The following is a 26430-nucleotide window of genomic DNA, read 5'->3' as shown; positions in this document are numbered from 1 at the left end:
CGGGTCTTCCGGGGACGGCCTCGGCCGTCCCCGGAAGACCATTTCTTGACGACCAGAGAGGTACGGACGGTGAAGAAGGCACTGGGAGCCCGCACAGGCTCCGACGACTCCGGCTTCAGCCTCATCGAGGTCGTCGTCGCGCTCTTCCTGCTCGGCGTGGTCGCCGCGGCAGCGCTCAGCTTCTTCGTCCGCGCCATGCAGAACACGTCCCACCTGCAGCGGTCGCAGGCGTCGGTAGCCGTGGCCAACCAGGCGATGGAGCTGGTGCGGTCCGTCACGCCTCGCGAGGTGGACACCGTCAACCACGTGAGCGGTCTGCTCATCGGCCGAACCGCCGGCGCCACCGACGCCGCCTGGCTCGCGTATCCCGCGGACGTCGCGCAGATGAACAAGGTCTCCGACGCCTGGGCCGCGACGCGCGGCGCCAGCCTCCCGATCCCCGTGGTGAAGACGTACCGGGTCTCGAACATGGACTACAAGGTGACGACGCTCATCGGCACCTGCTACCGGCCGGCGACGGCCAGCACGGCGGACCAGACGTGCGTGAAGACGGGTGCGTCCGGTGACGTGCTGCTGTACCGCGTCACGGTCGTGGTGGCCTGGAAGAGCAGCAAGGCCGGGTCGTGCACGGCCGCCGCGTGCGAGTACCGCACCTCGACGCTCGTCGACCCCACGCTCGACGCCAACTGGAACCTCACCGCGAAGCCGGTCGCGTACGACGACGCGATCTCGTCGGTGGCCGGCACCACCACCTCGCTGCCGACCGACGTGCTCGTCAACGACGTCATGGGCGCCGTCACGGCGAACCCCACGACCATCACGCAGAACCCCGCGTTCGGTACCGCCGCCCCGGTGACGTCGGGCACCGGGATGGGCTCGATCACGTACACGCCGGGCAACTTCTCGGGGATCACGTTCCTGAAGTACAAGCTCAAGGACGCCGCCGGTCGCCAGTCGAACGAGGCGACCGTGACCATCACGGTGAACCCGAAGGCCGTCGCCGACACCGCGACCGCCACCGCGGGCGGCCCGGACATCGACATCGACGTCCTGTTCAACGACCTCGGCACCGGTCTGACGATCGTCCCGGTGAGCGGCGGCGGCACTGTGACGGGCGGCATGCTGCACTACACACCGAGCACCTACGTCGGCGACGTGACCCTCAAGTACAAGGTCCAGGACTCGTCCGGCCTCGAGAGCACGACGGTGAACGTCGTGGTCACCCAGCAGACGCCGGTGACGCCGAGCGCGGGCACGCCGTCGATCGCCGTGTCGTTCAGCGGGGTCGCGACGACGGCGAACCTCGACCTCCTGAACAAGACCCTCAACTCGCCGACGTACACGATCCAGCTGCTCGGCCAGCCGACGTCCGGCACGGTCTCGCTGAACTCGCCGACGAATACGGCCGCCACGTTCAACCAGGTCGCGGGGCAGGTGCCGGGGAACTACACCTTCCCGTTCACCGTCACGAACCCCGCGGGTCCGAAGGTCAGCAGCACGGGGACGTACACGATCACGGTGTCGGCCCCGGTCGCGACCGCGGAGGGCGTCTTCACCCTGCGGAAGGGGGACACCCCCCCGGTCGTGGCGGTGGGCACGAACGACACCCCCGTGGCATCGGCGTGGAACACCAAGCTGAAGATCGCGCTGATCAGCGGCTCCAGCGACACGAACTGCGGGTCGGTCTCGATCGTCGACGCGAATGCGGGCACCGTGAAGATCACTCCGAAGACCTCGATCCTGAAGGCCTGCACCTTCACGTACTCGTACCGGCTCGAGTCGACCAGCGGCACGTCGTTCTCGTCGAACACGGTCGTCAACAGCGTGACGGTGAACCTGTGAGCCGGCTGCGAGAGGTCCTGCGGCGCCGCGCCGACGACTCCGGGATGACGCTGACCGAGCTCATCGTGTCGATGGGCATCTTCTCGGTCGTCGTCGTGATCTTCATGTCGGGCGTGGTCGTCATGACGAAGAACACGGCACGCGCCCAGGTGGTCGGCGACTCGGGGGACACGGCGCTGAAGATCTTCCAGAAGCTCGACAAGGAGGTCCGCTACTCCAGCGGGGTCAACGCCGGCGGTGCCGGCGCGACTGCGGGCACCTACTACGTCGAGTACCTCATCACCGCGGTCGAGGGCGGTACGCAGCCGAAGTGCGTGCAGTGGCGCTACTCGTCGACGACCCGGAAGCTCGAGCGCCGGTCCTGGCCGAACGTGGCGACGCCGACGGCGACCGCCTGGCTCACCATGGCGACCAACATGCGCAACGACCTGAGCGTCGTCACGGACCGGCCCTTCACCTTCACGCCCGCCGACTCCGTGAACCTCAACCAGCGGCTCGCCGTGCACCTCGACCTCGGCAAGGGCGCGGCCGGCGGCAAGAGCGGCGCCATGATCGACTCCGTCTTCGTCGCCCGGAACACCTCGAGCTCGTCCCAGTCGAACGCCGTCACCGCTGCCGGCGCCAACGTCACTCCCGTCTGCAACCAGCTGGGGAGGCCCTGATGGCCGTCCGTCCTGTGCGTCTCGTGCTCTCGTCCGTCCGAGCGGCCGTCCGCCGCCGGGTCGCCGGTGACCCGGAGGGGGGTATCGCGATGCTCACCGCGATCCTGCTCATCATGGTGATGACGGCCCTCAGCGTGCTCATGCTGGGCGTGGTCACCGCCCAGGTGCGCCCCACGATGTTCGCCGACAAGAACGGTCGGACCGTGTTCGCCGCGGAGACCGGTCTGGACGCGGCCCTCAGCCAGATGCGCTCGGCGCTCGGTGCGCCCGACGCGATCACCGGCAAGATCTACGGCAACCCGGCCAAGCTGCCGTGCACCGTCCAGGGGCGCGTCGGCGCGGCGACGTCGACGCTGCGGTACGTCGTCAGCGTGACGTACTTCGACGAGAACCCGGCCGGCAAGGACGCCGCGTGGCGCGCCGCCGAGAAGATGAACTGCTCGACCACCACGGGCGTCGGGACGGCCCCGAGCTTCGCCCTCTTGTCCGCCGAAGGGCTCGACGCGGGCGTTCCGGGTCTCGCGACCGCCCAGGGTGACCGCGCGATCGAGACCGTCTACACGTTCCAGGTGACGAACAACAACATCGCCGGCGGCGTGATCTACGCGTTCGGCGACAAGCACTGCCTGAAGGCCTCCGGGCAGACCGCCGGCTCGAAGGTGACGTACCAGCCGGCGTCCGCCTGCCGGGACGACGACCCGACGGTGCTGTGGTCCTACGCGACCGACTACAAGATCCACCTGGCCGTGACCGACCTCGGCGGTCCCACGACCGCCATGTGCCTCACCGGCAATGCCGGGACGGGTGGCAACATCGAGGTCACGCTGCAGAAGTGCAGCTCGGCGAGCGTGACGCAGTACTTCAGCTGGATCGGTGGCGCGAAGTGGATCGGCCAGAAGAACGACAACTCCGACTACAACAACCAGCCGTCGCCCGCGACGGGCTTCTGCCTCAACGCCGGCGCGGAGTACTCGGACACGGACCTGGTCGGCAAGACGCTGCACTACAGCGCGTGCATGGGCAACAACGTCACGTCCGGCTCCTGGGACCCCGATCCCCGCGTCGGCGCGGGCAACGCGAGCAAGGCGTCGAACCAGATCGTGAACTTCCTCGAGTTCGGGCGCTGCATGGACGTGACAGGGGCGAACATCGCTGCCACCTTCGAGATCAGCTACCCGTGCAAGCAGGACCCCAGCCTGGCCAAGACCCACGTCGAGTGGAACCACAAGTGGTACTACAACGAGCCGACGGGCCTGAAGGGCGCGCTGGCGAACCAGACGATCAAGGTCAACAACGGCAGCGACTACTGCCTGCAGACCCCGCCCGCCACCGACAACCCGGCCTACCCCATCTTCAAGACCTGCAGCGGCGCGGCCAACCAGAAGTGGACCCGGCACGCCGAGGAGAGCACGTACGGCGACAGCTGGACCTTCGTCGACACGCACGGCCGCTGCATCTCCCTGGGTGAGAAGATGTCGGCCACAGAGATGTGGTCGAAGCTGATCGTGGCCCCGTGCAACAACGGCCCCGAGCAGAAGTGGAACGCCCCGGCCAACGACCAGAAGGCGCGGCTGGACGACCTGAGGGAGATCAACTGACCGGGGAGTCCGGCCTCACCGCGGTGTTCGTCGGACTCGTCACGGTCGTCGGTCTCCTGATCGGCTCGTTCCTCAACGTCGTCATCTGGCGCGTGCCGAGGGGCGAGTCGATCGTCAGCCCGCCGTCCGCCTGCCCGCGGTGCGGTGCACGGATCGCCTGGTACGACAACGTCCCGGTCCTGTCGTGGCTCGTGCTGCGGGGTCGCTGCCGCCGCTGCCACGAACCGATCTCGGTCCGCTACCCCCTGGTCGAGCTGGGGACCGGCGTGCTGTTCGGTCTCGTCGCCTGGCACTTCGGGATCTCGTGGACCACGCCGGCGTACCTGTACCTCGCGGCGATCTCGGTCGCCCTCGCCCTCATCGACATCGACGTGCACCGGTTGCCGAACGCGATCGTGCTGCCGTCCTACGTCGTGGTACCGGTCCTGCTGGCCGTGGCGAGCTGGGGGTCGGACGACTGGCCCGCCCTCCTGCGCGCCGTCATCGGCGGCGTGGTGCTCTACGCCTTCTACTTCCTGCTCGTCCTGGTGTACCCGCGGGGCATGGGCTTCGGCGACGTGAAGCTCGCGGGGATCCTCGGTGCCTACCTCGCGTGGCTCGGCTGGGGCTCGCTCGTGGTGGGCGCCTTCGCGGCGTTCCTGGTCGGTGGCGTCTTCTCGATCGTCCTCCTGGCCGCCGGTCGCGCGGGCCGCAAGTCGAAGATCCCGTTCGGCCCCTGGATGCTGCTCGGCTGCGCCATCGGGGTGGCATTCGGTGAGTCCCTCTGGTCCGCGTACCTCGGGGCCCTCTCCTGACCTTTCGCCCCTCATCCGGGTGACGTCAGGGCTCAAGTCCCACCGGCCTTCTCCCGATAGGCACGAGAGGTAGGGCAGCGGCGTCCGGAAGGAATCACACCTGTGGGTAAGTCTCGAGTGATCGGGCTCGACATCGGCACGACAGCGGTACGTGCCGCCCAGCTGGACTTCGGCAACGGAGGCCCGGCGGGCCGTGCACAGCCGACGCTGGCACGTTACGGCGAGGTCCCGCTGCCGCTGGGTGCGGTCCGCGACGGAGAGGTCACCGACCAGCCCGTCGTGGTGCACGCGCTGAAGCAGCTGTGGGCGAACTGCAAGTTCGAGTCGAAGGACGTCGTGATCGGCGTCGGCAACCAGCGCGTCGTGGTGCGTGAGCTCGCCGTGCCGGCCATGCCGCTCGCGCAGATCCGTGCGTCCCTGCCGTTCCAGGTGCAGGAGATGCTGCCGATGTCGACCGACGAGGCGCTCCTCGACTTCTTCCCGACGGGGGAGGGGAACTCCGAGTCGGGCCGCGTGGTGCACGGGATGCTGGTCGCGGCCGTCCGCGCCACCGTCACCGCCAACGTGCTCGCCGTCGAGTCCGCCGGCCTCAAGCCCACGATGGTCGACCTCAACGCGTTCGCCCTGCTGCGCGGCATGACCCGCGGCGAGCACCAGAACCGGACGGTCGCCGTGGTGGACATCGGCGCGCGGGTCACCAACGTCGCGATCATCGCGCACGGCGTCCCGCGGTTCGTCCGCACCCTGCCGCACGGTGGCCAGGACGCCACGGACGCGATCGCACGGTCCATGACGATCTCCGCCGTCGACGCCGAGGCCATCAAGCGTCAGATCGGCGTCGGCTTCGCCGTCGGTCCGGAGCTGCAGGCCGCGGCCGAGGCGTCGTCGAACCTCATCCGGAACCTCATCGAGGCCGTGCGCAACACGTTCTCGTACTACACGTCGAACGGACCCGGTGCGGGTATCGACCTCGTGGTGCTGACCGGCGGTGGCGCGCAGCTGCCCGGGCTCGGGCAGTTCCTGTCGAGCGCGAGCCGCCTGCCCGTGACGCTGGGCAACCCGCTCGAGGCCGTCCAGGTCGCGCGGTCCGCCGGTGGTCGCGAGGCGTTCGCCGGTCACGAGTCGCTCATGGCGCTGTCCATGGGCCTGGCCTATGGAGTCGCGGCATGAACCTCACCATGACGCTGGGAGCGTCCAAGACCAAGTCGAAGGGCTCCGCCAAGGGCTCGACGTTCGTCGTCGGCCTGCCGCAGGTCAACCTGCTCCCGCCCGAGGTCAAGGCCGCTCGCGGCCTCGTCAACGTCAAGCGGTGGCTCGGGCTGTCGCTCGTGTTCGTCCTGGCCATGGCCGCGCTGACCTACGGGTTCGCGTTCCTCGAGAACCAGGCCGCCCAGGGCGAGCTGGCCGACGCGCAGCAGGAGAACCAGCGCCTGATGCAGGAGCAGGCGAAGTACGCCGAGGTCCCGGCAGTGCTCACTGAGCTCAACCGGTTCGAGAAGGCCCGCACGCTCGGCATGGGTGCCGACATCCTGTGGAAGTCCTACCTCGACTCCATCGCGGCGGTCCTGCCTCCCGGCGTCAGCATCGACACGTTCACGATCTCGCAGGCCACGGCGTGGTCCGCCGGCCAGACGGTGTCCGACCCGCTCATCGAGCCGGGGATGGGGTCCATCCTCTTCACGGTCCGGACGTCCACCCTGCCCGACGACGCCGCCTGGCTCGACGCGCTGAACTCCATCCCGGGCCTCGGCGACGCCACCATGTCGTCCGCGGGCCTCACCCAGACCGAGGGTGCGCCGTACTACGCGGTGACGTCGTCGGTGCAGGTCCTGGAGCCCGCACTCTCGCTCCGCTTCATCCCCACCGAGGAGAACTGACGTGACCGGTACGAAGGCCGGCCCCTGGATCACCGGCACCGTGTTCGCGGCCCTGGTCATCCTCATCGCCGCATGGTTCCTCGGCGTGTCGCCGCAGCTGTCGGCCGCGGCCGACAACAAGGAGCAGGCGCAGGCGCAGACCGACGCCAACCTCCAGCTCGAGTCGAAGATCGCCGTGCTCGCGACGCAGTTCGCCAAGCTCGACGAGTACAAGGCGCAGCTCGCCGCGGCCCGCCTGCAGATCCCGACGGACGCGCAGCTCGCTGCCTACCAGCGGGAGCTCAACCAGATCGCGAGCGCGCACGAGGTCGTCATCGTGAACCTGAGCGTGAACTCCTCGACGGAGATCAAGGTGGCGGCACCCGCGGCCGCTGCCCCGGTCGAGGGTGACGCGGCTGCCGGCGGCGACGCCGCGGCCGAGCCGGACCCCGCAGCGGCGGCCGACGCCGCCGCCGCGGCGAGCCTGGACGTCCCGGGGTTCTACGAGGTCCCCGTCTCGCTCGAGGTCATCGGCACCTACCAGAACGTGCTGGCGTTCGTGCAGGACGCGCAGGCCGGCACCACCCGGCTGCTGATGGTCACGGGCGTGAACGGCGCGAGCCAGGGCGCGGCCGAGGCCTCCGGCGGTCGTCCTGCGACGGCCCCGGGTGACCTCGACGTGGTTCTGAGCGGTTCGCTCTTCGCCCTGGCTGACCAGTCGGCAGCTCCTGTGGCGGTCGACCCGGCTGCGCCGAAGGCGCCGCTGCCCGTGCCGCCCGGCGACAAGAACCCGATGGTTCCGCTGCCCTGATCTACCCCGCGTGCGGGCCGTGACGACATCCTCGTCACGGCCCGCACGTGTGCGTGCGCCCAGTCGCCGGACCGGGGCACGGTGCCGTCCGGCGAACGTGGAAGGATGCCGCCCATGCTGCGTTGGTTGACGTCCGGTGAGTCCCATGGCCCTGCGCTCGTCGGGATCCTGGAGGGTCTGCCGGCCGGGGTGCAGGTCGGGACCGCCGACGTGCAGGCCGCGCTGGCCCGTCGCCGGCTCGGCTACGGCCGCGGTGCCCGGATGAAGTTCGAGCAGGACGAGGTCCGGCTCCTCGCGGGTGTGCGGCACGGACTCACCCAGGGCGGTCCGGTCGCGATCGAGGTGGGGAACACCGAGTGGCCGAAGTGGGTCGAGGTCATGTCGGCCGACCCGGTCGAGGACCCGGACGTGCTCAACCGCGCGCGCAACGCCCCGCTGACCCGTCCGCGCCCGGGTCACGCCGACCTCGTCGGCATGCGCAAGTACGGGTTCGACGACGCCCGGCCGGTCCTCGAACGTGCGAGCGCGCGGGAGACGGCGACTCGCGTGGCCCTCGGCACGGTCGCCGCACGTCTCCTCGAGCAGGCCGCGGGCATCCGCCTCGTCTCCCACGTGGTCGCGATCGGACCGGTCAGCACACCGCAGGACGCCGAGCTGCCGTCGCCCGACGACGTGTCGACGCTCGATGCCGACCCCGTCCGCTGCTTCGATGCCGCCACGTCGGCGGCGATGGTCGCCGAGATCGACGAGTGCCACAAGGACGGTGACACGCTCGGCGGCGTGGTCGAGGTGCTCGTGTACGGCCTGCCGTCGGGGCTCGGCTCGTACGTCCACGCCGACCGGCGCCTGGACGCTCGCCTCGCCGCGGCGCTCATGGGCATCCAGGCGATCAAGGGCGTGGAGGTCGGGGACGGTTTCCGCACCGCCGCCCGCCGAGGGTCGCAGGCGCACGACGAGATCGAGCGGGACGCGAGCGGACGCATCGTGCGCCGGACCAACCGTGCCGGCGGCCTCGAGGGTGGCATGACGAACGGCGAGATCCTCCGCGTGCGCGCCGCCATGAAGCCGATATCGACCGTTCCCCGCGCGCTGGCCACGGTGGACACGGCGACCGGTGAGGCTGCCCGGGCCCAGCACCAGCGCTCCGACGTGTGCGCGGTCCCGCCCGCCGCGGTCGTCGCCGAGGCGATGGTCGCGCTCGTCGTGGCGGACGCGCTCCTGGAGAAGACCGGTGGCGACTCGGTCGCCGAGGTGCGGCGCAACCTGGAGTCGTACGTCGGCTCGGTGCCGGAGCTGCTGCGCTGACCGATCGCGCGTCCCGGGGCCTCAACCCGAGGCCGTCGGCGGCCGATGGGACTGTGTCCTGACATTCGCTGCCGAGGGAGACGTCCGTGGTCGCCGACACCTGGGTGGCGCCCGGCCCCGGGCCCGTGGCGGGGCGGCTCGGCGGATGGTTCCGCCAGGAGCTCGAGCTCACCCGGGCGGAGCGCCCGCGGCTGTCGCGCACGGCGCAGTCGGTGTGGCGGCGGCCGGCGCTCACGCTCGTCACGTTCGCGTCCGTGTCGGCCGCCGGCGTCACGGCCCTGATCCGGCCCGGCGACACCAGCCTGTTCGTGGAGGCCGGGACGGCCATGCTCGGGCCCGGGTTCCTCGACGTCTTCGCCGACCCGCTCCTGCAGATCGGTCCCGTGTTCCTCCTCGTGGTGGGCGCGCTGGCGCGCGTAGCGCTCCTGGTCGGCCTGCCGGCTGATCCCACGGTGGCCGCGGTGCTCGCGGCTGCCGTGGCCTGGCTCACGGTCGTCGTCACCGGCGGGTACGCCCGGGACGCGGGGCGTGACGTCCGCACGGCGCAGTGGGTGGTGGGGGGCACGGTGGTCGTCGGCGGGCTCCTCACGGACGGGGTGGCCATCGGGCATCCCGAGGAGATCGCACTCGGGCTGATGCTGGCGGCCGCGGCGCGGGCGGGCGCCCGTGGACGAGGACTGGCGCTCGGGGCGATCGTCGGTCTCGCCACCGGTACCAAGCTGTGGGGCGTGCTGGGTGCGGGCGCGGCCCTGCAGGGTCGGCGGTGGCGCACGCTCCTGCCGGCGGCCGGTGCCGCGCTGCTGGTCGTGGCGGTCCTGTACGCGCCGTTCTTCCTGTGGGGAGACGTCGGCACGTTCTCGTTCACGTGGGACCAGACCGACCGGACGAGCCTCCTGCCGATCGTCGCGGCGCACCTCGGGCTCTCGGACTGGGGCATGCGGGTGATCCAGGGCGGCGCGGCGGCCGCCGCCGGTGCGCTGGTGGCGCTGCGGGGACGCGGGTCCCCGCTCGTGGTCGTCGTGACGGTCGTCGCGGTCCGCCTGCTGCTCGACCCGCTCCGGTTCCCGTACTACGTCGGGCCTCTCGTGGCGGTCGTCCTGGTGTGGGCCTGGACCGCACCTGCCCGGCCCGGTCCGGTGGTCCGGACGGTGCTCCTTGCCGCGGTGCCGTTCCTCGTCGTCCTGCCGTACGCCGTGCCCGTCCGCCTCACCACCTGGACGTCGACCTTCATGTTCGCCGCCGTACCGGTCGCCCTGCTGTGGCGCGAGCGTCGCTGGTCCGGCCGTCCGGGGCCGAGCGAGCCGTCCGACAGCCCGACACACGCCTGAGGTCAGGCGTTCGAGAGGTACTCTGCCCGCCGTGCCCCTCGAGTCCACCACCGCCCCCCGCATCGTCCTCGTGGGCCCGCCGGGGTCGGGCAAGTCGACCGTCGCCGCTGCACTGGCGGAACGGTGGCAGCTGCGGGCGCGCGACACGGATGCCGACGTCGAGGCCGTCGCCGGGAAGCCGATCACCGAGATCTTCGTCGACGACGGCGAGCCGCACTTCCGTGCGCTGGAGCGTGACGCGGTGGTGCGGGCCCTCGTCGAGCACGACGGTGTCCTGGCTCTCGGCGGCGGTGCGGTCCTCCACGACGACGCACGCGCTGCCCTGGCGGACTACCGCGCCGGCGGGGGAGTCGTGGTGTTCCTCGACGTGACGCTGTCCCACGCCGCCCCCCGGGTCGGGTTCAACCAGTCGCGTCCCCTGCTGCTCGGCAACCCGCGCGCGCAGTGGCAGGCGCTCATGGAGGTGCGGCGACCCGTGTACGAGCAGGTGTCGAGCGTCCGGGTGATGACCGACGGGTTGCGGCCGGCCGACGTGGCCGAGCTGATCGAGCAGGAGCTGGCGGCGCTGCGGCTGGCCGCTGCGGACGGGAGCGAATGATGACCACGGTCCGGGTCGCGGGCGACCAGCCCTACGACGTCCTGATCGGGAGGCACCTCCTCGGCGAGCTGCCGGGCCTGCTCGGCGAGAGCGTGCGCCGGGTCCTCGTGGTGCACCCCGCGGCGCTCGCCGCGTCCGCGGAGACCGTGCGCGAGGACCTGGTCGCGCAGGGCTACGAGGCGTTCGTCGCCGAGGTGCCGGACGCGGAGGAGGCCAAGACGGCGCAGGTGGCCGCGTTCCTGTGGGGCGTGCTCGGCCAGGCCGGGTTCACGCGCACCGACGCCATCGTCGGGATCGGCGGCGGCGCGACCACGGACCTTGCGGGGTTCGTGGCAGCGACGTGGCTGCGGGGCGTCCGCGTGGTGCAGGTGCCGACCACGGTGCTGGGCATGGTGGACGCCGCGGTCGGCGGCAAGACGGGCATCAACACCGCCGAGGGCAAGAACCTCGTGGGCGCGTTCCACCCCCCGGCGGGCGTGCTGTGCGACCTGGCCTCCCTGGAGTCGCTGCCCCGGCACGACTTCGTGGCGGGGCTCGCGGAGGTCGTCAAGTGCGGGTTCATCGCCGACCCGCGGATCCTCGAGCTCGTGGAGGAGAACACCGCGCTCCTGACCGATCCCGTCGCCGCGTCGACGTCCGACGTGCTCGCCGAGCTCGTGGAGCGGGCGGTGGCCGTGAAGGCGCGGGTCGTGGGGGAGGACCTCCGGGAGGCCGGGCTGCGCGAGATCCTCAACTACGGGCACACGTTCGGGCACGCGGTCGAGCAGGTCGAGCGCTTCCAGTGGCGGCACGGGGCTGCCGTGTCCGTCGGCATGGTGTTCGCCGCCGAGCTGGCCCGGCTCGCGGGCCGGCTGCCCGACGACGTGGTGGACCGTCACCGTTCCGTGCTGACCTCCCTCGGGCTCCCGGTCACCTACCGGGGAGACCGGTGGGAGCGCCTGCTCACCGCGATGCGTCGGGACAAGAAGACCCGCGGGGACCTGCTGCGGTTCGTGGTCCTCGAGGGCGTGGGACGGCCCGCCCGGCTCGAGGGGCCCGACCCGACACTGCTCGCCGCCGCGTACGCCGAGGTGGGCGAGGGCGCTCCGAGCCCGACACGCGCCGTCTCGCTGTAGCGGGCACATGCGGCGGGGCACGGGTCGCCTAGGCTGCCTTCCATGATGCGTGTGCTCGTGCTCAACGGTCCCAACCTCGGGCGCCTGGGAGTGCGCGAGCCGGACGTGTACGGGTCCGCGTCGTACGAGGACCTCGCGGCCGCCGCCGAGAAGTGGGGTGCCGACGCGGGCGTCCAGGTCGACGTGCGGCAGACGGACCAGGAGTCCGAGCTGGTGGGATGGCTGCACGAGGCGGTGGACACGCGGTCGCACGTGGTGCTCAACCCGGCGGCCTTCACCCACTACTCCTACGCGCTGCGCGACGCCGCGGCGCAGGTGACGAAGGCCGGTCTGGTGCTCGTCGAGGTGCACATCACCAACCCGTACGCGCGCGAGGCGTTCCGGCACGTGTCCGTCATCGGGCCGGTCGCGACGGGGACGATCGCCGGGTTCGGGCTCGACTCCTACCGGCTCGCCCTCGCCGCGGTCGCAGGCCACGGCTGACGGGGACAAGCCCCGCGCCTTGTCTTGGGGTGCACAAGGCGTCATCCTTGTCGTCATGTTCGTCATGACCATCGACCAGCGAGGCAGCCGGCGTGTCGGTGACCGGGTCGAGGACCTCCTGCGCGACCTCGATCCGGGGCGTCCCGTCCGCCCGTTCGAGCGCACGGTCGGCGACGAGGTCCAGGCGGTGTACGACGACCCCACCGAGGTGGTGGACGTCGCCCTGCGCGTCCTGAGGATGGGTGGCTGGAGCGTCGGCATCGGCGCCGGGCCGGTCGACGAGCCGCTCCCGGCGTCCACGCGCGCCGCCGCCGGTCCGGCGTTCGTGCTCGCGCGAGCGGCGGTCGAGGCGGCGAAGAGCCGCGTCCGCACCGTGTCGCTCGCGGTGCGCGGCTTCGACGACGGCGCCGGCCGGGACGCGGAGGCGGTGCTGGTCCTCGTGGCCGCCGTCGCCGCCCGACGGTCCGAGGCCGGTTGGGTCGTCGCGGACGCGATGGCGGCGGGCGAGGTGCGGCAGGAGGTCGTGGCCGAGACCCTCGGCGTGTCGCAGCAGGCCGTCAGCCAGCGGTTGCGGACGGCCCTGTGGTCCGAGGAGCAGGCGGCGCGACGTGCTGCAGCGCGGCTGCTGGCGCTCGCCGAGGGCGTGCGGGAGGATCGCGGCGCCTGATCGTCGCCGCTCCGGGCGCGCAGGACCGACCGGACAGGAGCTCCGCGTGCCCGTTGCCCTCGTCGCCGCCCTCGTGGTGGTTGCGCTCGTCGTCTCGACCGTCGGCGGCTGGTTCGTGGTCATGGGCGTGCTCCGGCTCGCCGCCCGTTCCGGCGACGCGGGCGCACCCGGGGGAGACTCGCGCCGGCCACCCGCGCACGCCCGAGGGGTGGCGCAGGATCCGGCGAGCCACCCGGTGATCACGCCGCTCGCGCTGTCCGACGGTCCTGAGGGCCTCGGTGCGCGCGCCGTGCTCCGCGGCGGGACGTGGGTCGGGGCGCTGGAGCGCCTGGCCGTGACGGGCTGCATGCTGATCGGCCAGCCCGAGGGGATCGCGGTGGTCATCGCGGTGAAGGGCCTGGGCCGGTACCCGGAGCTGCGGGAGAACCCCGGCGCGTCCGAGCGGTTCGTCATCGGGACGCTCGCCTCCTTGCTGTGGTCGGCGGCGGTCGGGTACGGCACGGCCCTGCTGATCGCCTGATGAGCCCAGACGGCGCCCAGACGGCGCCCGACCGTTTCCCGCCGGCGTCCCCGGACGGTGGCCGCGACGGGAGCCGCGACGGGAGCTCGTGCTCCGCCACGGTAGGATGATCGGCGGTCTGCGGCCGGACCGGCCCTCGTGCCGGCGCTCGTGCCCGATGCGCGCGCCCGACGTGCGTACCGAGGCACCGGCGGACCGCCGAACGCTCAGAACCCTCGACAGGAAGCGACGATCGTGGCGACCACCAACGACCTCAAGAACGGCATCGTGCTGAAGATCGACGGCCAGCTGTGGACCGTGATCGAGTTCCAGCACGTCAAGCCCGGCAAGGGTGGCGCGTTCGTCCGCACCAAGCTCAAGAACGTCCTGTCCGGCAAGGTCGTCGACCGCACCTTCAACGCGGGCCTCAAGGTCGAGACGGCGAGCGTCGACAAGCGCGACTACCAGTACCTGTACAAGGACGGCGACGACTTCGTGTTCATGGACACGGACACGTTCGACCAGCTGCACGTCTCCGAGGCGACTGTCGGCGACGCGGCCCACTTCCTGCTCGAGAACCAGAGCACGATGGTTGCGACCAACGAGGGTGTCCCGCTCTATGTCGAGCTCCCACCGTCGGTCGTCCTCGAGGTCACGTACACGGAGCCGGGCCTGCAGGGCGACCGCTCGTCCGCCGGGACCAAGCCCGCGACGCTGGAGACCGGCTACGAGATCCAGGTCCCGCTGTTCCTCGAGTCGAACACCAGGGTCAAGGTGGACACGCGCGACGGCAGCTACCTGGGCCGTGTGAACGACTGAGGTGGCTGCTCGGAGCAAGGCCCGCAAGCGGGCCCTCGACGTCCTCTTCGAGGCGGACCAGCGCGGGCTCGCGCCCGTGGCGCTGCTCGCCGACCGCATCGTCGAGCCCGGCACCGAGGCAGCCCTTCCGCAGTACGCCGTGGACCTCGTCGAGGGCGTCGTGGCGCACCAGGAACGCATCGACGAGCTGCTCGCGACGCACGCCCACGGGTGGACGGTGGAGCGCATGCCCGCCGTGGACCGCGCGATCCTGCGGCTCGGGACGTGGGAGGTCCTGTTCAACGATGACGTCCCGGACGCCGTCGCGGTCGACGAGGCCGTCGAGCTGGCGCGCAGCCTGTCCACGGACGACTCGCCGGTGTTCGTGAACGGTCTGCTCGGCCGCATCGTCGACCTCAAGCCGACGTTGCTCGCCTGACGGCTGCCCGGGCGCTCGACACGGTCGTCGGACGCCCGGCCCGGCCGCCCGGCCCGTCAGCCCGGCCCGCCCGCCCGCACGGGCCCAGCGGCCGTCGTCGTGCGGTCGAGCTCCGAGCGCCTCGTCAGACGGAGCGGCGGGCGGCGCCCATCCGACCGCCCTCGGGCGCGGGGGTGGGACGGGGAACGCCGATCGGCCGGACGTTGCGCAGCCGCTCGGGGACCACCGGCAACGACGCGGTCACGGGCCGTGGGCCGCGTACCGGCAGGTTCGGTGCGGCCCGGCCGAGGAAGTTCCCCTGGACGCGGCCGACCCCGAGCTCGACGAGCACGGTGAGGTCGGACGCCTGCTCCACGCCCTCGGCCACCACGTCGAGGCCGTGGGTCTCCGCGAGCGCGATGATGGCGCGGACGACACCCCGACCGCGTTCCGTGCCGACGTCACGGACGAACGAGCGGTCGATCTTGAGCGAGTCGACGGGCAGCCGCGACAACCGCGACATCGAGCTGTACCCGGTGCCGAAGTCGTCCACGGCGATCTGGACGCCGCGGGCGCGCAGCTCGGACAGCACCGGCACCGCGGTCCCCGTGCTGACGAGCGCGCTCTCCGTGATCTCGAGGGTGAGGTGCTCCCAGTACGCGTCGCCCCAGGCTGTCTCGATCTGCTCGAGGGCGTCGGGCTCGGCGAGCTGCCGTGCGGCGATGTTCACGGCGACAGGGACCTGGAAGCGTTCGAGCGAGCGCCTGGCGTGCGCCAGGACCGACAGGCCGATCGGCACGATGAGCCCGGACTCCTCCGCCAGCTCCAGCCAGTCGGCGGGCAGGATCAGGTGGCCGTGGTGGTCCCAGCGGGCCAGCGCCTCGACCTGCACCACCTCGAGGGTGCGGGCGTCGACGACCGGCTGGTAGTACGCGGTGAAGTGGCCCTCCTCGACGGCGGTCTCGAGCGCGGTGCGGCGGTGCCGGTCGGCCTCGACCCGGCGTCGCAGCGCCCGGTCGAACACCCGGAACCCGGACCTGGACCGCTTGGCCTCGAGCATCGCGGTGTCGGCGTGCGACACGAGCGCGTCGGCGTCGACGATGTCGCCCGGGACCCAGGTGGCGACGCCCACGGTGAGCCGGGCCGGCCGGCTGCCGATGGTGCGGTCGATGAAGCCGTCGCGGATGCGGCGGGCGAGCACGACGAGGTCCACGTCCTGCGGCGCACGGGAGACGACCATGACGAACTCGTCGCCGCCGAGCCGCCCGACGAACGCGTCCTCCCCGACGGAGATGCTCCGCAGGTAGTCGCCCACCCGGATGAGCAGGGCGTCGCCGGCGGAGTGGCCGAGCACGTCGTTGACGCGCTTGAACCCGTCGAGGTCGCAGTACACGACGGAGACCCGTGTCCGTTCGACGTTCGCGCGGTCCAGCATGTCGGCGAGGTGGCGCTGCACCGACCGCCTGTTCGGCAGTCCGGTCAGCGGGTCGGCGAACGCCGTCTGGTTGAGGCGTTCCGTCAGGTAGTAGCGCTCGGCGGCAGTCGCGACGAGCTGTGCCGTGTCGACGAGGAAGGCGCGCTCGCGCGGCCCGTGCTGGACCTTGGCCGACGAGAAGAACTCGGCGACGTAGCGTCCGTGCGAGATGGGGCGCAGCGACCCCTCGATGCTCAGGTCGCCCAGCACCGCGCGGACGTCGTCGCGGGCGCGCAGGAGCAGCGCGTCGGCGTCCTTGGCGAACCACGCGGTGTTGGCGAGGGCGGCCAGCGAGTCCCGCATGCGGTGCTGGCGACGGGCGGCGTGCTGCGCCTGCCGGAGCCGGACCAGGCCGAGCGCCTGGAGCCCGAGGGCCAGCGGCACCGCCCACAGGGCCGTGGCACGGGTCGAGACGACATGACCGGGCAGCAGGACGCCGAGCGTCATCAGGCCCAGCGACTCGGCCCCGGCGGTGACGAGCAGGGCCCCGAGAGCGGTCAGCCGGGTCCTGCCGACGGCGACCACCACGTAGGCGACGACCACCGCCGTGGGTGCGAGCAGGAGCGAGACGGCGAGCGGGCCGGGCGCCTGGTGGCGGGACCCGTCGAGCGGGGTCCACCACAGGCCGGCGCGCACCGCGAGCAGGACGGCGGTCACGACGATCCACCAGCGCACCGCGGGGCCACGGCCGAGCGCCCGGGTCGCCGGCAGCGCCAGCAGGAGGAACCCGGCGAGGAGCTGCGAGTGCATGAACACCAGCACGTCGCGCAGCGTGCCGGCCGCGGTGACGGCGTACAGACCGCCGAACAGGAGCATGAGGCAGATGTCCACCGACCACGCCATCGACCAGGCGGCCTGGGACCGGCTGATCCCGTCGCGCCACCAGACCCACTGCAGCACGGCGAACCCGCCGACCAGTCCTGCGGTCAGCAGCTGAAGGACGGTGACCCACACCGGCACGGACCCGAGCACGACAGTCTCATCGGCTGTCGGCGCGCCTCGGATGACGTGGCATCCGGGTGACGGCGGTGCCGGGCGCGCTCCACCAGGGCGGACGTGACCGACGCCGCACGTGGACGGGCGAGGCCCGCCGGGACCAGCACGGTAAGGTGCTTGCCGACAGAGACCTTCCTTTAAGACCCGTCCCGTGAGGCGGGGAAGGAGTCGCTCGGATGAGCACCGGCATGCCCGCGTCCACCGCCGGACGCCCCGACGACGCGAACGTCGTCCTCGGCGCCCCCGAGATCGGGCGGGCGCTCACGCGCATCGCGCACGAGATCCTGGAACGGAACAAGGGTGGCTCCGACGTCGTCCTGCTCGGTATCCCCACGCGCGGGCTGCCGCTCGCACGTCGTCTCGCCGCCCGCCTGGCGGCGGTGGAGCCGGCCCTCGACGGTGACAGCCTGGTCGGCAGCCTCGACGTGACGATGTACCGGGACGACCTGGCGCACCACCCGACCCGCAGCATCGGTGCGACCGACATCCCGGGTGCCGGCGTGGACGGCAAGGTCGTCGTGCTGGTGGACGACGTGCTCTTCTCCGGCCGCACCATCCGGGCCGCGCTGGACGCGATCAGCGACCTCGGCCGTCCGCGGGCGGTGCAGCTGGCGGCACTCGTCGACCGGGGTCACCGCGAGCTGCCGATCCGCGCGGACTACGTCGGCAAGAACCTGCCGACGTCCGTGCACGAGCGCGTGCGGGTGCTGCTGGACGAGACCGACGGCCGTGACGCGGTGCTCATCGAGGGGGGCGCCCGGTGAGGCACCTGCTGTCCACGGCGGACCTCGACCTCGCGGAGGCCGTCCGCATCCTCGACACGGCCGGCCAGATGGCCGCGACGCAGGCCCGGGAGATCAAGAAGCTGCCCACGCTGCGCGGACGCACCGTGGTGAACCTCTTCTTCGAGGACTCGACGCGCACACGGATCTCTTTCGAGACGGCGGCGAAGCGCCTCTCGGCGGACGTCATCAACTTCTCCGCCAAGGGCTCGAGCGTGTCGAAGGGCGAGTCCCTCAAGGACACCGCGCTCACCCTGCAGGCGATGGGTGCCGACGCGGTCGTCATCCGGCACCACGCCTCCGGCGCCCCGCACACGCTGGCGAACGGCCGATGGACCACGGGTGCGGTCGTGAACGCCGGGGACGGCACCCACGAGCACCCGACGCAGGCCCTGCTCGACGCGTACACCCTCCGGCGGCACCTCGTCGGGGACTCGGGCCGGGCGGACGTCTCGGGGCGGGGCCTCGAAGGCCTGCGGGTCGCGATCGTGGGCGACGTGCTGCACAGCCGGGTCGCCCGCTCCAACGTGCAGCTGCTGCACACCCTGGGTGCCGAGGTCACGCTGGTGGCGCCGCCCACGCTCGTCCCGGTCGGGGTCGAGGCGTGGCCCGCGCGTGTCTCGTACCACCTGGACCGGTCGATCGCCGACGACAAGCCGGACGCGATCATGATGCTGCGCGTCCAGCGGGAGCGGATGTCGAGCGCAGGCGGAGGGTTCTTCCCGAGCCCGCTGGAGTACACGCGGGGCTACGGCCTGGACGCCCGCCGGCTGGCCTCGCTCCCGGAGCACGCCATCGTGCTGCACCCGGGACCGATGAACCGTGGGCTGGAGATCTCGGCGGACGCCGCGGACTCACCTCGTGCCGTGATCGTCGAGCAGGTCGCCAACGGCGTCGCGGTGCGCATGGCGGTCCTCTACCTCCTGCTCGCCGGCGGCGCGACGGCGTCCGGCACGCCTGCGAGCACCCGTTCGGGCACCGGTCCGAGCACCCATCCGAGCACCCATCCGAGCACGGCGAACGAGACGAAGGTGGACGCGTGACGACGAGGTACCTGCTGCAGGACGTGGCGCCGCTCGGGAACGGGTCGACGGACGTGCTGCTCGCGGACGGGGTGATCGCCGTCATCGGCGAGGACGCCGCTGCACAGGCCGGCGACGACGCGACCGTCCTCGACTGCCACGGGCTCGTGCTGCTGCCGGGCCTGGTGGATCTGCACACGCACCTGCGCGAGCCGGGCCGCGAGGACGCCGAGACCATCCGCACAGGCACGCGCTCGGCGGCGGTCGGGGGCTTCACGGCCGTGCACGCGATGGCCAACACGACGCCCACGCAGGACACCGCGGGCGTGGTCGAGCAGGTGTGGCGGCTCGGGCGGGAAGCCGGTTGGGTCGATGTGCACCCGGTGGGTGCCGTGACCGTCGGCCTCGAGGGTGAGCGGCTCGCGGAGCTCGGTGCGATGGCCGAGTCGCAGGCACGGGTGCGGGTGTTCTCCGACGACGGCAGGTGCGTGCACGACCCGGTCGTCATGCGGCGCGCGCTCGAGTACGTCAAGGCGTTCGACGGCGTCATCGCCCAGCACGCGCAGGAGCCGCGGCTCACCGAGGGTGCCCAGATGCACGAGGGCGTCGTCTCGGCGGAGCTCGGGCTCGCCGGCTGGCCCGCCGTGGCCGAGGAGGCCATCATCGCGCGCGACGTGCTGCTCGCCGAGCACGTCGGGTCCCGCCTGCACGTGTGCCACCTGTCGACGGCCGGCTCGGTCGAGATCATCCGCTGGGCCAAGTCGCGCGGCATCGACGTGACCGCCGAGGTCACTCCGCACCACCTCGTGCTGACCGACGAGCTCGCCCGTGGCTACGACCCGGTGTTCAAGGTCAACCCGCCGCTGCGCACGCAGCGCGACGTCGAGGCGGTCCGCGCCGGCCTGGCGGACGGCACGATCGACATCGTCGCGACCGACCACGCCCCGCACACCCGCGAGGACAAGGACTGCGAGTGGGCGGCCGCCGCGTTCGGCATGACCGGACTGGAGACAGCCCTCTCGGTCGTCCAGGAGACGATGGTCGACACCGGCCGCATGACGTGGGCCGACGTCGCACGCGTGATGTCCACCGCCCCTGCCCGCATCGGCCGGGTGACCGACCAGGGCCGGCCGATCGCCGTGGGGGAGCCCGCCAACCTGGTCCTCGTGGACCCGGCCGCCCGCCGCACCATCGAGCCCGAGCGGCAGGCCACCAAGGCGGTCAACTCCCCGTTCCGCGGGCACGACCTGTCGGGCTGCGTCATCGCGACGTTCCTGCGCGGGCGCGCCACGGTCCTCGACGGGTCGCCGTGCGACGAGAGCGTGGTGGTCGGCAGATGACGAGGACCCAGGTCTCGGTCGTGGTCCTGGTCGCGGTGGCGGCTCTCGCGCTCGTGGGCATGTGGCGCGGGTGGCGTGGGCGCGGAGGGCGCTCGCAGACCTTCCTCCCGGCCCTGCCCGCGGCTCCTGCCGACCTCGGCGGCACCCGGCTCGGTCCGCTCGACGCGGTGTACGTGTCGACGACGCGAGCGGGGGACTGGCTCGACCGGGTCGTGGCCCACGGGCTCGGCGTCCGCAGCCCTGCGACGGTCGACGTGTTCGACGCCGGGGTGCGGATCGGCCGCACGGGCGCACCGGACGTGTTCGTCCCCGCCGGGTCGCTCCGCGGCGCGACGACGGCTCCCGGCATGGCCGGGAAGTTCGTCGGTGGAGACGGCCTCGTGGTGCTGACCTGGCAGGCCGCCGCTGACGACCCCCGCGGGCTCGACACGGGCCTGCGCCCTCGGCACGCCGCCGACCGCCCCCGGCTGGTCGAGGCCGTCGCCGCACTCATCGACGTGACGCCCGGGGCTCCCGGGCAGGAGGAGAAGCCATGACGGACCGACACACTGACGCGACCCTGGTCCTCGAGGACGGCCGGACGTTCGCCGGCCGCGCCTACGGTGCCACCGGCTCGACTCTCGGGGAGATCGTCTTCAACACCGGCATGACGGGGTACCAGGAGACCCTGACGGACCCGTCGTACCACCGGCAGATCGTGGTGATGACGGCACCGCACATCGGCAACACCGGCGTGAACGACGACGACCCCGAGTCGGCGCGCATCTGGGTGGCCGGGTACGTGGTGCGCGACCCCGCCCGCCGGGCCTCGAACTGGCGTTCGCGCCGCACCCTCGACGACGAGCTCGTGGCGCAGGGCGTCGTCGGGATCTCCGGCATCGACACCCGCGCGCTCACGCGCCACCTGCGGGAGCTCGGCGTGATGCGCGCCGGGATCTTCTCGGGCGACGCGCTGGTCGACGGCAACGGCGACCGCCGCCCCGACGCCGAGCTGGTGGCGGAGGTGCTCGCCGCCCCCGCGATGGCCGGTGCGGACCTTGCCGGGGAGGTGTCCACGGACGCCGCCTACGTGGTCGAGGCGCTCGGGCCGGACGGCGAGCCGCTCGGCACGCCCGTGGCGACCGTCGCGGCGGTCGACCTGGGTATCAAGGCCATGACGCCGCAGCGCATGGCGGAGCGCGGCATCCGCGTGCACGTCCTGCCGTCCTCGTCGACCATCGAGGACGTCCTTGCGACCGAGGCGGACGGCGTCTTCTTCTCGAACGGGCCCGGTGACCCGGGTGCCGCGACGCACGAGATCGACCTGCTGCGCGACGTGCTCGACCGCCGGATCCCGTTCTTCGGCATCTGCTACGGCAACCAGCTGCTCGGCCGCGCGCTCGGGTTCGGTACGTACAAGCTGGGCTACGGCCACCGCGGCGTGAACCAGCCGGTGATCGACCGCGCCACGGGCAAGGTCGAGATCACGGCGCACAACCACGGGTTCGCCGTGGACGCGCCGCTCGACGGCGAGACCGTCGCACCGCACGGCGACGGCAGGTACGGGCGCGTCGTCGTCTCGCACGTCGACCTCAACGACGACGTCGTCGAGGGCCTGCGCGCCCTGGACCTGCCCGCGTTCAGCGTGCAGTACCACCCGGAGGCCGCGGCCGGCCCCCACGACGCCGCCTACCTCTTCGACCGCTTCCTCGACCTGATGACGGGACCCGCCGGCACCGGCGGCGACACCGCCGACGACCAGAAGGGTGCCGCCTGATGCCCCGCCGCACAGACATCTCCAGCGTCCTGGTGATCGGGTCCGGCCCGATCGTCATCGGCCAGGCCTGTGAGTTCGACTACTCGGGGACGCAGGCGTGCCGGGTGCTCAAGGAGGAGGGCCTGCGGGTCATCCTCGTGAACTCCAACCCGGCGACGATCATGACCGACCCGGAGTTCGCGGACGCCACGTACGTCGAGCCGATCACCACCGCGGTCCTCACCACGATCATCGCCAAGGAGCGCCCCGACGCGATCCTGCCGACGCTGGGCGGACAGACCGCCCTCAACGCCGCGATCGCCCTCGACGAGGCCGGCGTGCTCGAGAAGTACGACGTCGAGCTCATCGGCGCGAACATCCCCGCCATCCAGAAGGGCGAGGACCGCGAGCAGTTCAAGCAGGTCGTCGAGGTGTGCGGCGGCGAGAGCGCCCGCTCGGCGATCGTGCACTCGATCGAGGACGCGCTCGCGGCCGTCGAGGACCTCGGCTACCCGGTGGTCGTGCGCCCGTCCTTCACCATGGGCGGCCTCGGCTCGGGCATCGCGTACGACGAGGCGGACCTGCGCCGCATCGTCGGCCAGGGCCTGCACTACTCGCCGACCACCGAGGTGCTCCTGGAGGAGTCGATCCTCGGCTGGAAGGAGTACGAGCTCGAGCTGATGCGCGACAAGCACGACAACGTCGTGGTGGTCTGCTCCATCGAGAACGTCGACGCGGTCGGCGTGCACACGGGCGACAGCGTGACCGTCGCACCGGCTCTGACGCTCACGGACCGTGAGTTCCAGAAGCTGCGGGACATCGGCATCGCGGTCATCCGTGAGGTCGGGGTCGACACGGGCGGCTGCAACATCCAGTTCGCCGTGGAGCCCGACACGGGCCGCGTGGTGGTCATCGAGATGAACCCGCGCGTCTCGCGCTCCTCGGCCCTCGCGTCGAAGGCGACGGGCTTCCCGATCGCCAAGATCGCCGCGAAGCTCGCCGTCGGCTACACGCTGGACGAGATCCCGAACGACATCACCGGCTCGACCCCGGCGAGCTTCGAGCCGACGCTCGACTACGTGGTCGTCAAGGTGCCGCGGTTCGCGTTCGAGAAGTTCCCCGCGGCGGACGACACGCTCACGACCACCATGAAGTCGGTCGGCGAGGCGATGGCCCTCGGCCGCAACTTCACCGAGGCGCTCGGCAAGGCGATGCGGTCGATCGACAAGAAGGGGTCGGTCTTCCACTGGGACGGGCAGCCTGCGACGGGTGAGGACCTCGACCGGCTCGTCCAGACGATCGCGCGGCCCACCGAGGGACGGCTCATCGACGTCCAGCAGGTGCTGCGCGCCGGTGTGAGCATCGAGACGGTGTACGAGCGCACGGGCATCGACCCGTGGTTCCTGGACCAGGTCCAGCTCATCAACGAGGTCGCCCAGACGACCGCCGACGCGCCGGTGCTGACCCGTGAGGTGCTCGCGCACGCCAAGCGGCACGGTCTGTCCGACGTGCAGATCGCCCAGCTGCGCCGCACCTCGGAGGACGCCGTCCGGGGCGCCCGGCACGCCGTGGGCCTGCGCCCGGTGTTCAAGACCGTCGACACCTGCGCCGCCGAGTTCGCGGCGCAGACGCCGTACCACTACTCGTCGTACGACGAGGAGACCGAGGTCCGGCCGCGCACCCGCCCGGCGATCCTCATCCTCGGCTCGGGACCCAACCGGATCGGCCAGGGCATCGAGTTCGACTACTCGTGCGTGCACGCCGCCCTCGCCCTCAAGGGCGAGTACGAGACCGTCATGGTCAACTGCAACCCCGAGACCGTCTCCACCGACTACGACACGTCGGACCGGCTCTACTTCGAGCCGCTCACGTTCGAGGACGTGCTCGAGGTGTACACGGCCGAGCTCGCCGCGGGACCGGTCGCGGGCCTGATCGTCACGCTCGGCGGCCAGACGCCGCTGTCGCTCGCGCAGCGCCTCCAGGACGCCGGCCTGCCGATCCTCGGCACGTCGCCGCAGGCGATCGACGCCGCCGAGGACCGGGGCGAGTTCGGCAAGGTGCTCGCCGCCGCGGGTCTGCCCGCTCCCGCCTTCGGCACGGCCACCACCCTCGCGGGAGCCCGCGAGACTGCGCAGCGCATCGGCTTCCCGGTGCTCGTGCGCCCGTCGTACGTGCTCGGCGGCCGCGGCATGGAGATCGTCTACGACCAGAACCAGCTCACCGGCTACGTCGAGCGTGCGCTGGAGAACGCCGCCGACGGGGGACGCGCCGGCACCCTCCCGCCGCTGCTCATCGACCGCTTCCTCGACGACGCGATCGAGATCGACGTGGACGCCCTGTTCGACGGCACCGAGCTGTTCCTCGGCGGCGTGATGGAGCACATCGAGGAGGCCGGCATCCACTCCGGCGACTCCGCGTGCACGCTGCCGCCCGTCACGCTGTCGACCTCCGAGCTCGAGCGGATCCGCCTGTCCACCGAGGCGATCGCCCGCGGTGTCGGGGTGCACGGCCTGCTCAACATCCAGTTCGCGCTGGTGTCCGACGTGCTCTACGTCCTCGAGGCCAACCCGCGGGCGTCGCGGACGGTGCCGTTCGTGTCCAAGGCCACGGGCGTCTCGCTCGCGAAGGCCGCGGCTCTGGTGATGGCCGGGCGGTCCATCGCGGACCTGCGCGCCGAGGGCATCCTGCCCGTCGAGGACGCGAGCGTGCTCGACCTCGACTCGCCGGTGGCCGTCAAGGAGGCCGTCCTGCCGTTCAAGCGGTTCCGGACGAAGGAGGGCGTGGTCGTCGACACCGTGCTCGGCCCGGAGATGCGCTCCACCGGCGAGGTGATGGGCTTCGACGTCGACTTCCCGACGGCCTTCGCCAAGTCCCAGGACGCGGCGTTCGGTGGTCTCCCGACGAGCGGTCGGGCCTTCATCTCGGTCGCCGACCGCGACAAGCGGTCGATCGTGTTCCCTGTGAAGCGGCTCGCGGAGCTCGGCTTCGAGATCCTGGCCACCGAGGGCACGTCGGCGGTCCTGCACCGCAGCGGCATCCGGTCGACGGTCGTGCGCAAGCACTCCGCCGGCCGCGGACCGCAGGGAGAGCCGACGATCGTCGACCTCATCACGTCCGGCGACGTCGACATGATCGTGAACACGCCCTCCGGCCAGGGTGCCCGCGCCGACGGCTACGAGATCCGTGCCGCGGCGGTGGCCGCCGACAAGGCGATGGTGACGACGGTGCAGCAGCTCGGCGCAGCCGTGCAGGCCATCGAGGCGGCCCAGGCGGGCCCGTTCTCGGTGACCAGCCTGCAGGAGCACGACGCCGCGGCCGCGGTCCGCAGGGAGGCGCGCCGGACGGCTCGGCAGGCGGTCGTCGGATGACCCGCCTGCCGTTCGGCGCCCGCCTCGCCGAGGCGATGGACGCGCACGGCCCGCTGTGCGTCGGCATCGACCCGCACCCGGCGCTGCTCGGCTCGTGGGGGCTCGCGGACGATGCCGCCGGCCTGCGACGGTTCGCGCTCACGGTGCTCGACGCCGTCGGCGGCCGGGTCGCAGCCGTCAAGCCGCAGTCCGCGCTGTTCGAGCGGCACGGGTCGGCGGGTGTCGCCGTCCTCGAGGAGATCGTGGCCGCAGGACGCGAGACCGGCACCCTCGTGGTCGTCGATGCCAAGCGCGGGGACATCGGCTCGACGATGGAGGGCTATGCCGACGCGTACCTGCGCGACGGGTCGCCGCTCGCCGGGGACGCGCTCACGGTCTCGCCGTATCTCGGTTTCGGGTCGCTCGACCCTGCCGTCGACCTGGCGCTCGCGACCGGTCGTGGCCTGTTCGTGCTGTGCCTGACCTCGAACAAGGAAGGGCACGAGGTGCAGCACGCGCGGACCGAGGACGGGGTGAGCGTCGCCGCCTCGATCGCCGCGCGGGCTGCCGCCCTCAACGCCGGGGCCGACCCGCTCGGCTCCATCGGGCTCGTGGTCGGCGCGACGGTCGGTGACGCCGCGCAGAGGACCGGCACCGAGCTCACGCGGGTCAACGGGCCGCTGCTCGCGCCGGGCGTCGGTGCGCAGGGCGCGGGAGCACGCGAGCTCGCGGCCGTGTTCGGTGCCGCCCGGCGGCAGGTGCTCGCGTCGTCGTCGCGCGGCGTGCTCACCGCGGGGCCGGACGTCGCGGCGCTGCGGACCGCCGCCGTGCGGGCCGCCGACGAGGCCGCGGCCGCCCTGCGTCCGTCCTGACGCGTCAGTCGCCGTCGGCGCGGGGGAGCGGTGGCCGATCCTGACACGGAGCTCGGCCGGGGGACGACTCGGCGCCGTCGGGCGACGG

General features: G+C 72.1%; 24 protein-coding genes. 23 read left to right on the top strand and 1 reads right to left on the bottom strand.

Annotation, left to right across the window (positions count from 1 at the left end; translation table 11 throughout):
- Positions 1-69: 69 nt before the first annotated feature.
- From ACVW07_RS02230 to nusB, 16 genes are all read left to right on the top strand, one after another.
- On the top strand, positions 70-1842 hold the full coding sequence (locus ACVW07_RS02230; protein WP_456817660.1) for a type IV pilus modification PilV family protein: 1773 nt from the start codon (positions 70-72) through the stop codon (positions 1840-1842).
- Positions 1839-2504, top strand: a complete 666-nt coding sequence (locus ACVW07_RS02225; protein WP_456817659.1) for a PulJ/GspJ family protein — start codon at positions 1839-1841, stop codon at positions 2502-2504. Before ACVW07_RS02230 ends, ACVW07_RS02225 begins: the two co-directional genes overlap by 4 nt.
- Complete coding sequence (locus ACVW07_RS02220; protein ID WP_456817658.1) at positions 2504-4102, top strand: RICIN domain-containing protein; 1599 nt, start codon at positions 2504-2506, stop codon at positions 4100-4102. The genes ACVW07_RS02225 and ACVW07_RS02220 overlap by 1 nt, the downstream gene beginning before the upstream one ends.
- Before the next feature lie 23 nt (positions 4103-4125).
- A complete protein-coding gene (locus ACVW07_RS02215; protein WP_456817657.1) occupies positions 4126-4896 on the top strand; it encodes a prepilin peptidase in 771 nt (256 codons plus the stop codon).
- 102 nt (positions 4897-4998) lie between these two features.
- Positions 4999-6066, top strand: coding sequence for a type IV pilus assembly protein PilM (gene pilM / locus ACVW07_RS02210; protein ID WP_456817656.1), 1068 nt, complete (start codon positions 4999-5001; stop codon positions 6064-6066).
- Complete coding sequence (locus ACVW07_RS02205; protein ID WP_456817655.1) at positions 6063-6773, top strand: PilN domain-containing protein; 711 nt, start codon at positions 6063-6065, stop codon at positions 6771-6773. The genes pilM and ACVW07_RS02205 overlap by 4 nt, the downstream gene beginning before the upstream one ends.
- 1 nt (position 6774) lies before the next feature.
- A complete protein-coding gene (locus ACVW07_RS02200) occupies positions 6775-7563 on the top strand; it encodes a hypothetical protein (RefSeq protein WP_456817654.1) in 789 nt (262 codons plus the stop codon).
- A 114-nt stretch (positions 7564-7677) separates the two neighbouring features.
- A complete protein-coding gene (gene aroC, locus ACVW07_RS02195) occupies positions 7678-8868 on the top strand; it encodes a chorismate synthase (RefSeq protein WP_456817653.1) in 1191 nt (396 codons plus the stop codon).
- An 86-nt stretch (positions 8869-8954) separates the two neighbouring features.
- Entirely contained in the window at positions 8955-10196 is a 1242-nt protein-coding gene (locus ACVW07_RS02190) for a hypothetical protein (protein WP_456817652.1), read from the top strand.
- Positions 10197-10227: 31 nt separating this feature from the next.
- Complete coding sequence (locus tag ACVW07_RS02185; RefSeq protein WP_456817651.1) at positions 10228-10794, top strand: shikimate kinase; 567 nt, start codon at positions 10228-10230, stop codon at positions 10792-10794.
- A complete protein-coding gene (aroB, locus tag ACVW07_RS02180; RefSeq protein ID WP_456817650.1) occupies positions 10791-11909 on the top strand; it encodes a 3-dehydroquinate synthase in 1119 nt (372 codons plus the stop codon). The genes ACVW07_RS02185 and aroB overlap by 4 nt, the downstream gene beginning before the upstream one ends.
- Positions 11910-11951: 42 nt before the next feature.
- Complete coding sequence (gene aroQ, locus ACVW07_RS02175; protein ID WP_456817649.1) at positions 11952-12392, top strand: type II 3-dehydroquinate dehydratase; 441 nt, start codon at positions 11952-11954, stop codon at positions 12390-12392.
- A gap of 55 nt (positions 12393-12447) precedes the next feature.
- Entirely contained in the window at positions 12448-13059 is a 612-nt protein-coding gene (locus ACVW07_RS02170; RefSeq protein ID WP_456817648.1) for a hypothetical protein, read from the top strand.
- Between the two features lie 46 nt (positions 13060-13105).
- Positions 13106-13579: a hypothetical protein gene (locus tag ACVW07_RS02165; RefSeq protein WP_456817647.1), complete on the top strand. Its 474-nt coding sequence runs from the start codon at positions 13106-13108 to the stop codon at positions 13577-13579.
- A gap of 234 nt (positions 13580-13813) precedes the next feature.
- Positions 13814-14377 (top strand): elongation factor P, encoded by a 564-nt coding sequence (gene efp, locus ACVW07_RS02160; RefSeq protein ID WP_456817646.1) that lies wholly within the window; start codon positions 13814-13816, stop codon positions 14375-14377.
- A gap of 1 nt (position 14378) precedes the next feature.
- Entirely contained in the window at positions 14379-14795 is a 417-nt protein-coding gene (gene nusB / locus ACVW07_RS02155) for a transcription antitermination factor NusB (protein WP_456817645.1), read from the top strand.
- 124 nt (positions 14796-14919) lie between these two features.
- On the opposite strand, the gene ACVW07_RS02150 is transcribed toward nusB, so the two are convergent.
- Positions 14920-17220 (bottom strand): putative bifunctional diguanylate cyclase/phosphodiesterase, encoded by a 2301-nt coding sequence (locus ACVW07_RS02150; protein WP_456817644.1) that lies wholly within the window; start codon positions 17218-17220, stop codon positions 14920-14922.
- Between the two features lie 200 nt (positions 17221-17420).
- Between ACVW07_RS02150 and pyrR the strand changes: the two genes are divergently transcribed.
- Genes pyrR through pyrF form a run of 7 tightly spaced genes read left to right on the top strand, consistent with a single transcriptional unit; the run spans position 17421 to position 26342 of the window.
- Positions 17421-18008, top strand: a complete 588-nt coding sequence (pyrR, locus tag ACVW07_RS02145; protein WP_456817643.1) for a bifunctional pyr operon transcriptional regulator/uracil phosphoribosyltransferase PyrR — start codon at positions 17421-17423, stop codon at positions 18006-18008.
- Positions 18005-19069 (top strand): aspartate carbamoyltransferase catalytic subunit, encoded by a 1065-nt coding sequence (locus ACVW07_RS02140; protein ID WP_456817642.1) that lies wholly within the window; start codon positions 18005-18007, stop codon positions 19067-19069. Before pyrR ends, ACVW07_RS02140 begins: the two co-directional genes overlap by 4 nt.
- Complete coding sequence (locus ACVW07_RS02135; RefSeq protein ID WP_456817641.1) at positions 19066-20388, top strand: dihydroorotase; 1323 nt, start codon at positions 19066-19068, stop codon at positions 20386-20388. The genes ACVW07_RS02140 and ACVW07_RS02135 overlap by 4 nt, the downstream gene beginning before the upstream one ends.
- Positions 20385-20924 (top strand): PH-like domain-containing protein, encoded by a 540-nt coding sequence (locus tag ACVW07_RS02130; RefSeq protein ID WP_456817640.1) that lies wholly within the window; start codon positions 20385-20387, stop codon positions 20922-20924. The genes ACVW07_RS02135 and ACVW07_RS02130 overlap by 4 nt, the downstream gene beginning before the upstream one ends.
- Positions 20921-22144: a glutamine-hydrolyzing carbamoyl-phosphate synthase small subunit gene (gene carA / locus ACVW07_RS02125; protein ID WP_456817639.1), complete on the top strand. Its 1224-nt coding sequence runs from the start codon at positions 20921-20923 to the stop codon at positions 22142-22144. Before ACVW07_RS02130 ends, carA begins: the two co-directional genes overlap by 4 nt.
- Positions 22144-25491, top strand: coding sequence for a carbamoyl-phosphate synthase large subunit (gene carB, locus ACVW07_RS02120; RefSeq protein ID WP_456817638.1), 3348 nt, complete (start codon positions 22144-22146; stop codon positions 25489-25491). The genes carA and carB overlap by 1 nt, the downstream gene beginning before the upstream one ends.
- Positions 25488-26342 (top strand): orotidine-5'-phosphate decarboxylase, encoded by an 855-nt coding sequence (gene pyrF, locus ACVW07_RS02115; RefSeq protein WP_456817637.1) that lies wholly within the window; start codon positions 25488-25490, stop codon positions 26340-26342. Before carB ends, pyrF begins: the two co-directional genes overlap by 4 nt.
- Positions 26343-26430: the final 88 nt, after the last annotated feature.

It is taken from the genome of Cellulomonas sp. URHB0016, assembly GCF_054057935.1.
The sequence above is the reverse complement of the archived record's forward strand: the minus strand, read 5'-3'. Positions and strand labels throughout refer to the sequence as shown.

Coding starts and splice junctions, on each gene's coding strand:
- ACVW07_RS02220 (WP_456817658.1), top strand. CDS start 2,504: ATGGCCGTCCGTCCTGTGCGTCTCGTGCTCTCGTCCGTCCGAGCGGCC.
- ACVW07_RS02205 (WP_456817655.1), top strand. CDS start 6,063: ATGAACCTCACCATGACGCTGGGAGCGTCCAAGACCAAGTCGAAGGGC.
- aroC (WP_456817653.1), top strand. CDS start 7,678: ATGCTGCGTTGGTTGACGTCCGGTGAGTCCCATGGCCCTGCGCTCGTC.
- aroB (WP_456817650.1), top strand. CDS start 10,791: ATGATGACCACGGTCCGGGTCGCGGGCGACCAGCCCTACGACGTCCTG.
- aroQ (WP_456817649.1), top strand. CDS start 11,952: ATGATGCGTGTGCTCGTGCTCAACGGTCCCAACCTCGGGCGCCTGGGA.
- ACVW07_RS02170 (WP_456817648.1), top strand. CDS start 12,448: ATGTTCGTCATGACCATCGACCAGCGAGGCAGCCGGCGTGTCGGTGAC.
- pyrR (WP_456817643.1), top strand. CDS start 17,421: ATGAGCACCGGCATGCCCGCGTCCACCGCCGGACGCCCCGACGACGCG.
- ACVW07_RS02130 (WP_456817640.1), top strand. CDS start 20,385: ATGACGAGGACCCAGGTCTCGGTCGTGGTCCTGGTCGCGGTGGCGGCT.
- carA (WP_456817639.1), top strand. CDS start 20,921: ATGACGGACCGACACACTGACGCGACCCTGGTCCTCGAGGACGGCCGG.
- carB (WP_456817638.1), top strand. CDS start 22,144: ATGCCCCGCCGCACAGACATCTCCAGCGTCCTGGTGATCGGGTCCGGC.
- pyrF (WP_456817637.1), top strand. CDS start 25,488: ATGACCCGCCTGCCGTTCGGCGCCCGCCTCGCCGAGGCGATGGACGCG.